10 protein-coding genes are annotated in these 10,418 nt (G+C 71.7%); 6 read left to right on the top strand and 4 right to left on the bottom strand.

The genetic code is table 11. From position 1 onward, the window contains the following. Positions 1–207: 207 nt before the first annotated feature. Positions 208–1,467 carry an amidohydrolase family protein gene (locus tag GTW43_RS07115; protein WP_161300771.1) on the bottom strand — a complete coding sequence of 420 codons (1,260 nt, stop codon included), beginning with the start codon at positions 1,465–1,467 and terminating at the stop codon, positions 208–210. Positions 1,468–1,685: 218 nt separating this feature from the next. On the opposite strand from GTW43_RS07115, the gene GTW43_RS07110 reads away from it, so the two are divergent. The 3 genes from GTW43_RS07110 (at position 1,686) to GTW43_RS07100 (ending at position 5,419) form a co-directional block, all read left to right on the top strand. Then, the gene (locus GTW43_RS07110; protein ID WP_161300770.1) at positions 1,686–4,670 is read left to right on the top strand and encodes a BTAD domain-containing putative transcriptional regulator; all 2,985 of its coding nucleotides are present in this window, start codon (positions 1,686–1,688) and stop codon (positions 4,668–4,670) included. Between the two features lie 194 nt (positions 4,671–4,864). Then, a complete protein-coding gene (locus GTW43_RS07105; protein WP_161300769.1) occupies positions 4,865–5,047 on the top strand; it encodes a hypothetical protein in 183 nt (60 codons plus the stop codon). Positions 5,048–5,233: 186 nt separating this feature from the next. Next, a complete protein-coding gene (locus GTW43_RS07100; protein ID WP_161300768.1) occupies positions 5,234–5,419 on the top strand; it encodes a hypothetical protein in 186 nt (61 codons plus the stop codon). A 57-nt stretch (positions 5,420–5,476) separates the two neighbouring features. Here GTW43_RS07100 and GTW43_RS07095 read toward each other — a convergent pair whose 3' ends face one another. Next, complete coding sequence (locus tag GTW43_RS07095) at positions 5,477–6,040, bottom strand: ATP-binding protein (protein ID WP_161300767.1); 564 nt, start codon at positions 6,038–6,040, stop codon at positions 5,477–5,479. Positions 6,041–6,177: 137 nt separating this feature from the next. Between GTW43_RS07095 and GTW43_RS07090 the strand changes: the two genes are divergently transcribed. From GTW43_RS07090 to GTW43_RS07080, 3 genes are all read left to right on the top strand, one after another. Continuing rightward, positions 6,178–7,032 carry a helix-turn-helix transcriptional regulator gene (locus tag GTW43_RS07090; RefSeq protein ID WP_161300766.1) on the top strand — a complete coding sequence of 285 codons (855 nt, stop codon included), beginning with the start codon at positions 6,178–6,180 and terminating at the stop codon, positions 7,030–7,032. After that, the gene (locus tag GTW43_RS07085; protein WP_161300765.1) at positions 7,013–7,249 is read left to right on the top strand and encodes a DUF397 domain-containing protein; all 237 of its coding nucleotides are present in this window, start codon (positions 7,013–7,015) and stop codon (positions 7,247–7,249) included. The genes GTW43_RS07090 and GTW43_RS07085 overlap by 20 nt, the downstream gene beginning before the upstream one ends. Positions 7,250–7,377: 128 nt before the next feature. After that, a complete protein-coding gene (locus GTW43_RS07080; RefSeq protein ID WP_161300764.1) occupies positions 7,378–8,067 on the top strand; it encodes a DUF4232 domain-containing protein in 690 nt (229 codons plus the stop codon). A gap of 12 nt (positions 8,068–8,079) precedes the next feature. Here the strand turns inward: GTW43_RS07080 and GTW43_RS07075 are convergent, their stop codons facing one another. Next, the gene (locus GTW43_RS07075) at positions 8,080–9,255 is read right to left on the bottom strand and encodes a winged helix DNA-binding domain-containing protein (protein ID WP_161300763.1); all 1,176 of its coding nucleotides are present in this window, start codon (positions 9,253–9,255) and stop codon (positions 8,080–8,082) included. A gap of 32 nt (positions 9,256–9,287) precedes the next feature. Continuing rightward, on the bottom strand, positions 9,288–10,280 hold the full coding sequence (gene hemB, locus GTW43_RS07070) for a porphobilinogen synthase (RefSeq protein ID WP_161300762.1): 993 nt from the start codon (positions 10,278–10,280) through the stop codon (positions 9,288–9,290). Positions 10,281–10,418 lie beyond the last annotated feature (138 nt).

Below are 10,418 nucleotides of genomic sequence, written 5' to 3'. Positions count from 1 at the left end.
CCCGCAACGGCGTCACCCCCAGGGGCTCCGCCCCGGCCCCCGCTCCTCAATCGCCGGAGGGGCTTGAACTGGCCACCGTTCACGGTCGCCCGCAGGCCAGGGACGGGGGCCGCACACCAGCCCCGAAAAGGGGCGCGGGGAACTGCGCGAGCAGCCACGGCGCACCCGTCACCCGGCGACGACACCGCACCCCACAACGGCGGAGCCCTACGGCACCCAGAGCCCCTCCGGACTGAGCCCCAGCAGATCAATCGCATTGCCCCGCACGATCCGCTCGACGACCCCCGCCTCCAGATGCCCCATCTGCGCCTCCCCGACCTCCTTCGACTTCGGCCACGTCGAGTCCGAGTGCGGGTAGTCGGTCTCGTACAGGACGTTGTCCAGACCGATGGCGTCGAGGTTCTTCAGGCCGAACGCGTCGTCGAAGAAGCAGCCGAAGACATGCTCGGCGAAGTACTCGCTCGGCGGCTTCCTGACCTTGTCGGCGACGCCGCCCCACGCCCGGTTCTCCTCCCACACCACGTCCGCGCGCTCCAGGATGTACGGGATCCAGCCGATCTGCCCCTCGGCGTACATGATCCGCAGGTTCGGGAAGCGCTCGAACTTGCCGCTCATCAGCCAGTCGACCATCGAGAAGCAGCAGTTGGCGAAGGTGATCGTCGACCCGACGGCCGGCGGCGCGTCCGGCGAGGTGGAGGGCATCTTGCTGCTGGAGCCGATGTGCATGGCGACGACCGTCCCGGTCTCGTCGCACGCGGCGAGGAAGGGATCCCACGCGTCGCCGTGGATCGACGGCAGCCCCAGGTGCGGCGGGATCTCGGAGAACGCGACGGCCCGCACACCGCGCGCGGCGTTGCGCCGCACCTCGGCCGCCGCCAGCTCCGGGTCCCACAGCGGTACCAGCGTGAGCGGGATCAGCCGCCCCTGCGCCTCGGGGCCGCACCACTCGTCGACCATCCAGTCGTTGTACGCCCGCACCCCGAGCAGCCCGAGCTCACGGTCCGACGCCTCGGTGAAGGTCTGCCCGCAGAAGCGCGGGAAGGTCGGGAAACACAGCGCGGACTGCACGTGGTTGACGTCCATGTCGGCGAGCCGCTCGGGCACGCTGAACGACCCGGGCCGCATCTGCTCGTAGGTGATGACCTCGAGCTTGATCTCGTCCCGGTCGTACCCGACGGCGGTGTCGAGCCGGGTCAGCGGCCGGTGCAGGTCCTCGTAGACCCACCAGTCGCCGATGGGCCCGTCGTCGCCGGGGCCGCCCATGACCGGCGCGAACTTGCCGCCCAGGAAGGTCATCTCCTTCAGCGGCGCGCGCACGATGCGCGGCCCGGTGTCGGCGTACTTCTTCGGGAGCCGGTCGGACCAGACGGTGGGCGGCTCCACGGTGTGGTCGTCGACGGAGATGATCAGCGGGAAGTCGGCGGGTATCGGGGCATTCTGGCTGTTTGCGCTCTCCGGGGTCTCCATGGGCTCACGGTAGCGCCGATCTGACGATCCGTCAGCTAGCGCGGATGACGGCATGGACCCGTGAGATGTCGGTGATGACCGTCTCCCGCAGCTGACGTATCCGCCATGAACAAGGCAAACTGGCGGGGTCGTCCGCGGCGGCGTCCACCGGCGCGCCGACTGGACGGCGCGGACGACAGACGTGACGGGTGCTGTGCGGCGGCAGGGGGTCGGCGACGATGGACGGTGTACCGCGGGTGCCGGAGCAGCGGCGGTCCGGCGCGCCCGGGGACACCCCCGAGCACGAGCCGGCCACCGCGCCCGGCCTGCTGCGCTTCAGCGTGCTCGGCCCCGTCCGGGCCTGGCGCGGCGGCGACCCGCTGGCCACCGGCTCCCCCCAGCAGCGGGCCCTGCTCGCCGCCCTGCTGCTGCGCGAGGGCCGCACCGCCACCTCCGGCGAGCTGATCGACGCCGTCTGGGGCGACGAACCCCCGCAGCAGGCCCTCGCCGCGCTGCGCACCTACGCCTCCCGGCTGCGCAAGGTCCTCGACCCCGACGTGCTCGTCAGCGAGTCCGGCGGTTACGCGATCCGCTCCGTGGGCGGCGACGCCCTCGACCTCGTCGCCGCCGAGTCCCTGTGGACCGACGCCGAGAAGGCCCGGCACGCCGGTGACCTCTGCCGGGCCCGCGCCCTGCTCAACAAGGCGCTCGGCCTGTGGGACGGCGAGCCGCTGGCGAACGTGCCGGGGCCGTACGCCGAGACGCAGCGCGCCCGCCTCGAGGAATGGCGCCTCCAGCTGCTCGAGACGCGCCTCGACATGGACCTCGAGCAGGGCTGCCACGCGGAGGCCGTCTCCGAACTCACCGCGCTCACCGCCGCGCACCCGCTGCGCGAGCGGCTGCGCGAACTCCTGATGCTCGCCCTGTACCGCTCCGGGCGCCAGGCCGAGGCCCTCGCCGTCTACGCCGACACGCACCGCCTGCTCGCCGACGAGCTCGGCGTCGACCCGCGCCCCGGCCTGGCCGAACTCCAGCAGCGCATCCTCACCGCGGACCCGGCCCTCGCCGAACCCTCCGCCCCGCCCGCGGAACCGGCCGCGACGCCGCGCCGCCCGGCCCAGCTCCCCGCGACGGTCCCGGACTTCACGGGCCGCGCCTCCTTCGTCGACGAACTCAGCGACGTCCTGTCCTCGGCACACTCCGAGACGGGCACGGGCTCCGTCATGGCGGTCTCGGCGGTGGCGGGCATCGGCGGCGTGGGAAAGACGACCCTCGCCGTGCACGTGGCCCACGCCTCCCGCGCCGCGTTCCCCGACGGCCAGCTGTACGTGGACCTCCAGGGCGCGGGCTCCCGCGCGGCCGAACCCGAGACGGTCCTCGGCTCGTTCCTGCGCGCCCTCGGCACGGCGGACTCCGCGATCCCGGACACCCTGGAGGAACGGGCGGCGCTGTACCGCTCGACGCTGGACGGCCGCCGCGTGCTGGTCCTCCTCGACAACGCGCGCGACGCGGCCCAGGTCAGGCCCCTCCTCCCGGGCACGGAAGGCTGCGCGGCGCTCATCACGGGCCGGGTCCGCATGGTCGACCTGGCGGGCGCCCACCTGGTCGACCTGGACGTGATGTCCCCCGAGGAGGCGCTGCTCCTCTTCACCCGCATCGTCGGCGAGGAGCGCGTCGCCTCGGAGCGGGAAGCGGCCCTGGACGTCGTCGCCGCCTGCGGCTTCCTCCCCCTCGCCATCCGCATCGCGGCCTCGCGCCTGGCGGCACGCCGCACCTGGACGGTCTCGGTGCTCGCCGCCAAGCTCGCGGACGAGCGCCGCCGCCTCGACGAGCTCCAGGCCGGCGACCTCGCGGTCAAGGCCACCTTCGAACTCGGCTACGGCCAGCTGGAACCGGCCCAGGCCCGCGCCTTCCGCCTCCTGGGCCTCGCCGACGGCCCGGACATCTCGCTGGCGGCGGCCGCCGCGGCCCTGAACCTGGACCAGGACGAGACCGAGGACCTCCTGGAGTCCCTCGTCGACACGTCCCTCCTGGAATCGGCGGCCCCGGGCCGCTACCGCTACCACGACCTCGTCCGTCTCTACGCGCGTGCGTGCGCGGAGCGGGACGAACTCCCCCCGGAGGAGCGGGAGGCGGCGCTGTCCCGCCTCCTGGACTTCTATCTGGCGACGGCGGCGGGGGTGTACGCGATCGAGCGTCCCGGGGATCGGTTGGTGGATCACCTTGCGCCAACGGAGCACCTGGGCTTGCGCTTCACGACCCAGGAGTCAGCCTTGGACTGGCTTTTCGCGGAGGCGAGTTGCCTTCTCACCTGCGTCCAGCAGTCCACCAGCCGACCTCTGCTGCGACGCGCCGCCAGTCTCCTTCTGGTTTCCAAGGATCTGTCGGAGTCAGGAGCCAACTTTCTTCTCTATGAGCGGTCCGCTCAGGCGCTGAAGGCATCTGCGGCCGAACTAGGAGACCAACTGGTCGAGGCTCAAGCACGAACGACTCTTGCCCAGGTGCACGCCTTCGCCGGGCACTTCAGTGAGGCCGTGACCGAAGCCGGCGCCGCCATGGAGCTGATCAGCCATGACGACCCGTGGTCCAAGTGCCATGCTCCTCATGAGCGCGGTGTGATCGCCTTCTACCAAGGTGAGCCCGAAGCCGCTGAGACGCATCTCCGGCTGGCTTTGGACAATTTCCGGGAGGACAAGAACCTTCCAGGGGAGGCAAGCGCCTTGTGCAACCTCTCGCGCGTGCACCTGGCACTCGGGAAGACCACCAGCGCCATCGCCCTTGTCCGACAGGGCATCGACATATATGGCCGCCTCGGTTCCGCGCTTCGCCTTGCCAACGGCCGATACGCATTGGGGCTCGCTCTTGCCGCAGCTCAGCGCTTTGACGAGGCTCTGGTTGAACTCACCTCGGCACTGTCCGGCTTCACAGAGAATCGACAGCCGTTGTGGGCGGGAGTCACCCACTACCGGATCGCCGAAGTGCACCTCGCGACAAACTGCCCCACTCTTGCTGCGGCGAACGCCGAACAAGCAATCGCTCTGCGTGGCATCGGCGGCGAGTGGCGGCGCGGAACGGTGCTCACCGTCTTGGGGCGTGCTCTCATGCAGTTGGGCCAACCGGACAGGGCCCAGGCCTGCTGGCGCGATGCGCTGGCCATCTACGAGCGTCTGGACTCCCCTGAAGCCTCCGAGGTTCGTGTGCTCTTGACCCCCTTGGCCGCCTGAGGCCCCACCGCACGCGTTCATCGTTCGTTTATCACGAGCCGACACTCTGTACTGACCAAACCGTCGCGTCGGGGGGCAGACGGCTTGGCGGCGGCCGTGCAGCTACCGTGTACGGCCCAAGAGCCCGCCCGGCAATCCACGGGGGAGTTGCCGGGCGGGCCACCCGATCTCCCTTTTACCTAGGAGTTCCAGAAATGAGCGACAAGATCAAGCCTCAGGACACCCACATCTCCGGGGGCGAAGACGGGGCCATCAAGCCTCAGGACACCCACATCTCCGGGGGCGAGGACGGGGCCATCAAGCCTCAGGACACCCACATCTCGGGTGGCGAGACCGTGTCGCCTCAGGACACTCACATATCGGACGAGAAGGCCTGACTTTCCTTCACACGGGGATCGACCGCGGTGGCCCGGAGGGGGAGCCACCGCGGCCGAGGCACGTCCAGGGCCCCCATCGTTCCGGCCAATGATTGACGGAAACCGTTCGAGTCACTCGAACAATCGCCCCCCCCAGTCACTACCGTCACGGACGAACGAAGACCGCTTCTTCCTCAGGGAGTTGGAATGACTCGCGCCAAGAAGATCCTCGTCACCGCCGCGATGGTCGCGGGCGTCGCCGCCGGCGCCGCCGCCCCGGCGATGGCCGACAATCACGCGTCCACCGCCCCGCAGGACGCCCACGCCACCATCGTGTCCCCGCAGGACGCCCACGCCACCATCGTGTCCCCGCAGGACGCCCACGCCACCTGACCCACTTGGCAGACCCACACGGAGGGGCCGGGCGCCAAGTCCGGCCCCTCCTGGCGCTCACACCACCGCCACCTCGAACCACACCGCCTTCCCCTCCCCCCGCACCTCGATCCCCCAGGCCAGAGCCACCGCGTCGACCAGCGCGAGGCCCCGGCCCGACTCGTCGTCCGCCCGCGCCGCGACCGGCACCGGCAATGCCCCGGACGCCGGGTCCAGCACCTCCACCCGCACGCGCCGCGCCGCCCCGCCCGCCCGCGCCCGTACCCGGGTCGCGGTGCCCTCCCCCACGTGGCGCACGACGTTGTTCAGCAGCTCGGCGACACAGAGCTCGGCCTCGCGCCCGTAGCGCGCCCCGACCTCCCGCCGGACCGCCCGCACGGTCTCGCCCCGGGCCGCCAGCTCGACCTCCCACCACGCGCATCCGCCCAATGCGTCGACGAGCCGCCGCGCGGTCCCGGTGTTGCAGTTCCCGAGCGCGACGAGCCCCATGGGCGGCACGTAGTCCCCGGCGAAGGCCGGCAGGTCGACCCGTAGCGAGGGAAGCGTGATCCCGTGCGAGGCCAGCGCCCCGCGCAGGTCTTCGACGCAGGCCTCCATCTCGTACCCGCTGTGTCCAGACATCCGCCGACCCCTTCAGTGCGTTCCGTGACGAACGGCCCACAGCGTGTCGCGAACTCGCCTACCGTAGAAGGGTTTTCGGTTCCCGGACGCGAACCGTGGAACCCCGGCGGGGCAGTGGTGGAAACGGACGGTGGGCCATGGCACGAAGCAAGGACATCGACGGCTCGGCAAGCGTGCCGAGCTTCTACGGCAAGGAGCTGCGCTGGCAGCGCGAGGCCGCGGGGCTGACCCTCAGTCAACTGGTGGAGGGCAGCTTCTACGGCCAGAGCCACCTCAGCGAGATCGAGCGCGGCGAGCGCCGCATGCCCCGCGACCTGGCCGAACACGTGGACCGGGTGCTGCGCACGGACGGCTTCTTCGCCCGCCGCTGCGAGGAGGTGCGCCGGGCCCGCCGCGTCGGCCACGCCGCCTACTTCGAGAAGGTCCTGGAGGCGGAGAAGCACGCCGAGGCGATCGAGGAGTGGACGCCCAACGTGCTGCCGGGCCTGCTCCAGACCCAGGCCTACGCGTACGCGGTCGTCCGCACCGCGCACCCCCTGGAGCCCCGGCAGGACTCCGAGACGAAGGTGAACGCCCGGCTCGCCCGCGCCGAGCTCTTCGAGCGCGACCACTCCACCCCGGAGTACTGGGCGATCCTGCACGAGTCCCTGCTGCGCCAGCCGCTCGTGCCGGGCGCCGCGATGGCCGAACAGCTGGACCACATCGCCGCGTTGGCGGAGCGTGAGCGCATCACTCCACAGATCGTTCCGTGGAACGCGGGGGCACATCCCCTGATGCTCGCGCCGGCCAAGATCATGACCTTCGACGACGCGCCGCCCCTGGTCTACACGGAGTCCTCGTACAGCGCGGACACCATCGACGATCCGGCGCTCGTGAAGCAGTACCGCAAGGCTTACGATCGGCTCAGGGCCGTCGCACTGTCACCGAAGGCGTCCCTGGCCCTGATCCGGCAAGCGGCTGAGGACTACCGAAATGGCAAGCCACGAGACTGACATGAGCGGCGCGCGCTGGCACAAGAGCACGTACAGCAACGGCGACGGCGGCGACTGTGTCGAGGTCGCCACGAACCTCGCCCGCGTCGTGCCGGTCCGCGACACGAAGCGGGGCGCGACCGGCCCCGTCCTCCGCGTCGGCCCCGCGGCGTGGACCGCGTTCGTGACCGCGACGACGACACCCGGGGACCGGCAGCCCCCGGCCCCCACCGTGTAACAGCTCTGTCAGGGACACGTACCGCCCGGAACGGATCGCCCCGGGGAAGGTGTCTTGATGATCAGCGACGCCCGCTGCGACGGGCCCGCCGTCCGACACCTCCCCCCACAGAGACGAAGGAAGTTCCGATGCGCGTCCCGCAGCAGAAGAAGCAGAAGAAGCAGCAGCTGGCCCTCGCCGCCGTCGCCCTCCTCGCGGGGCTGTCGCTCACCGCCTGTCAGTCGGGTGACGACGACGCCGCCGCCGGATCGGACGCCTCCGGCTCCGCCGACTCCTCCGCGTCGTCGCCCGCCGCCGACAGCTCGGCGCCCGCGGGCGGCGACGACGGCTCGGGCGGCACCGCGGGCGGCTCCGACGACAGCGGCAACGGCGACGACGCGGGCTCCGACAAGGGCAGCGGCGGCGGCCAGATCAACACCGGCCCCTGCACCACCGCCCACCTCACCATCACCGCCACCCACGGCATGGGCGAGGGCGACGTCCTGGTCGCCCTCAAGAACACCAGCGACGCCTGCTCCCTCAAGGGCTTCCCGGGCGTCGACCTGAAGACCAGCGACGGCGACACCATCAGCGCCGGCCGCAGCGAGGTCAGCGCACCCTCCGTCGTCCTCCAGGGCGGCGACACCACCCGCTTCACCCTGCACACCCCGCGCAACGACACGGGCGGCTCCGGCGTGAAGATCACCTCGATGGTGGTCACGCCGCCCAACGAGACGCACTCCAAGTCCGTCCCGATCAGCCTCAGCTTCCCCGTCACCGACGGCTCGCACGCCGAGCAGGGCGTCATGGTCGACCCGGTCGGCTCCGGCAAGCAGTGACCCCGGCGACCGTCAGAGCACGCGCGTCCGCGTCACCGGCAGGCCCTTGACCCACCAGTGGTCGTAGCGCCGGTACGCGGACACCTCGCGGCCCGCGAGCAGCGCGTGCAGGCCCCGCGCCTCGGCCTCCAGCGCCTCCCACACGGGCGCGGGCAGCGCGTCGAACGCGCCGACCTCGATCCCCGCCCCGTCCTGCGCGACCCGCCACACCCCGGCCACGTACCCGTCGACGAGGACCGTCGGCAGCACGTCCCCGTTCACCCGGGTCACGAGCTTGCGGTACGCGGGCGGGATGACGCGGCCCCGGTCGGCGTACGCGAGCAGGGTGCTGTCCCACATCGGCAGCAGCCGCGGCGGGGCCGCCGTGTCCTCGTCCGGGACCACGCCGTCCGGTACGTCGTACAGGACCTCGGCGCCGTCCTCCGTCGGGCCCGACTCCACGACGCCCGCGCCGAGTTCGCGGATCGCCGCACGGACCCGCCCCTTCTGCACCAGCGCGAACTGCGCCACGTCCGACACCGTCGCCGGGCCGAAGCCCGCCAGATAACGCAGCACCAGCGCCCGCATCCCGGCCGCCGCCGCGTCGTCCCCCTCCAGACCGGGCCGGCTGCCCTCCCCCGCCGCGACGAACTCCTGCCCGCCGCCGGACACGAACCCCCACGGCGCCCGCTCCGAGGGCGCGTGCCACAGGGGCGCGTACTGGCGCAGCATCCGCCAGGCGGGCAGCGCCACGTCCTCCTGAAGACCCGCCGCCTCCCGCAGCCACTCCTTCAACTCCGGCCCGCCGCACGGCTGTTCGGCGCGGGCCAGCAGCTCCGGCAGCAGTCGCGCCGCGTCCGCCTCCGTCAGCCCCGAGTCCCGGAAACGGCGGTCACGCAGCCGCGCCCCCCGCACCGTCGGCTCCACGGCCGCACGCAGCGCCGGATAGTCGTCGACGTGCACCGCGTGCAGCGTGATCCGCATCATCGTGGACTTCACGACCCGGTAGGCGGAGAACAGCGCGTCCAGATCCGCCGGGTCGAAGCCCGCCACCCGGTTCCACAGCGCCACGAACGGCGAAGCGGGCTGCTGCGCCTGGAGCGCCACAACCCGCCGTACCGCGTCCTCGGCCGACACCTCGGCGCGCTCCAGGAGCAACTGCCGTGCCAGGGTCGACCGGTTGAGGGCGCGCGCGGAGATCGTCGTCATGCGGCGATTGTGCCGCGCGGGCCCCTCGGGGATCAGCCCAACTGCCGCGCCACCTCGGTCGCCCAGTACGTGAGGATCATGCTCGCCCCGGCCCGCTTGATGCCGGTCAGCGACTCCATGATCGCCCGGTCCCGCTCGATCCAGCCGCGCTGCGCCGCCGCCTCGATCATCGCGTACTCACCGCTGATCTGGTACGCGGCGACCGGCACGTCCGAGGCCTCGGCGACCTTGGCCAGGATGTCGAGGTACGGTCCGGCCGGCTTGACCATGACCATGTCGGCGCCCTCCTCGAGGTCGAGCGCCAGCTCCCGCAGCGACTCCCGCGCGTTCGCCGGGTCCTGCTGGTACGTCTTGCGGTCGCCCCGGAGCGAGGACCCGACGGCCTCGCGGAAGGGACCGTAGAAGGCGGAGGAGTACTTCGCCGTGTAGGCGAGGATCGCGACGTCGTCGCGGCCGATCTGGTCGAGGGCGTCACGGACGACGCCGATCTGGCCGTCCATCATGCCGCTCGGACCCACCACATGGGCGCCCGCGTCGGCCTGGACCTGCGCCATCTCCGCGTACCGCTCCAGCGTCGCGTCGTTGTCGACCCGGCCGTGCTCGTCGAGGACGCCGCAGTGGCCGTGGTCGGTGAACTCGTCGAGGCACAGGTCCGACATGACGAGCAGGTCGTCGCCGACCTCGGCCCGCACGTCGCGCAGCGCCACCTGGAGGATCCCGTCGGGGTCGGTGCCGTCCGTGCCGGCGCCGTCCTTCTTCTCGTCCAGCGGCACACCGAACAGCATGATCCCGGAGACGCCCGCCTCGACGGCCTCGGCCGCCGCCTTCTTCAGCGAGTCACGGGTGTGCTGGTACACGCCGGGCATGGACCCGATCTCGACCGGGGCGTCGATCCCCTCGCGCACGAACGCGGGCAGGATCAGATCGGCCGGGTGCAGCCGCGTCTCGGCGACCATCCGCCGCATGGTGGGATTCGTGCGCAGCCGCCGGGGCCGCGAACCGGGGAAAGAGCCGTACCGAGTCACTGCACTGTCACCTCGTACCTACACGTACCTACACGTACCTACGAAAACGAAGCGGGGCGGGCATCCGGCCGAAGCCGGGCACCCGCCCCTCAACACTGCCTTACGGCGCGGCCCGCCGACGACGCGCCCCCGGCCGCC

Origin of the sequence: Streptomyces sp. SID5785 (genome assembly GCF_009870065.1) — a bacterium.
Taxonomy (GTDB): Bacteria; Actinomycetota; Actinomycetes; order Streptomycetales; family Streptomycetaceae; genus Streptomyces.
The sequence above is the reverse complement of the archived record's forward strand: the minus strand, read 5'-3'. Positions and strand labels throughout refer to the sequence as shown.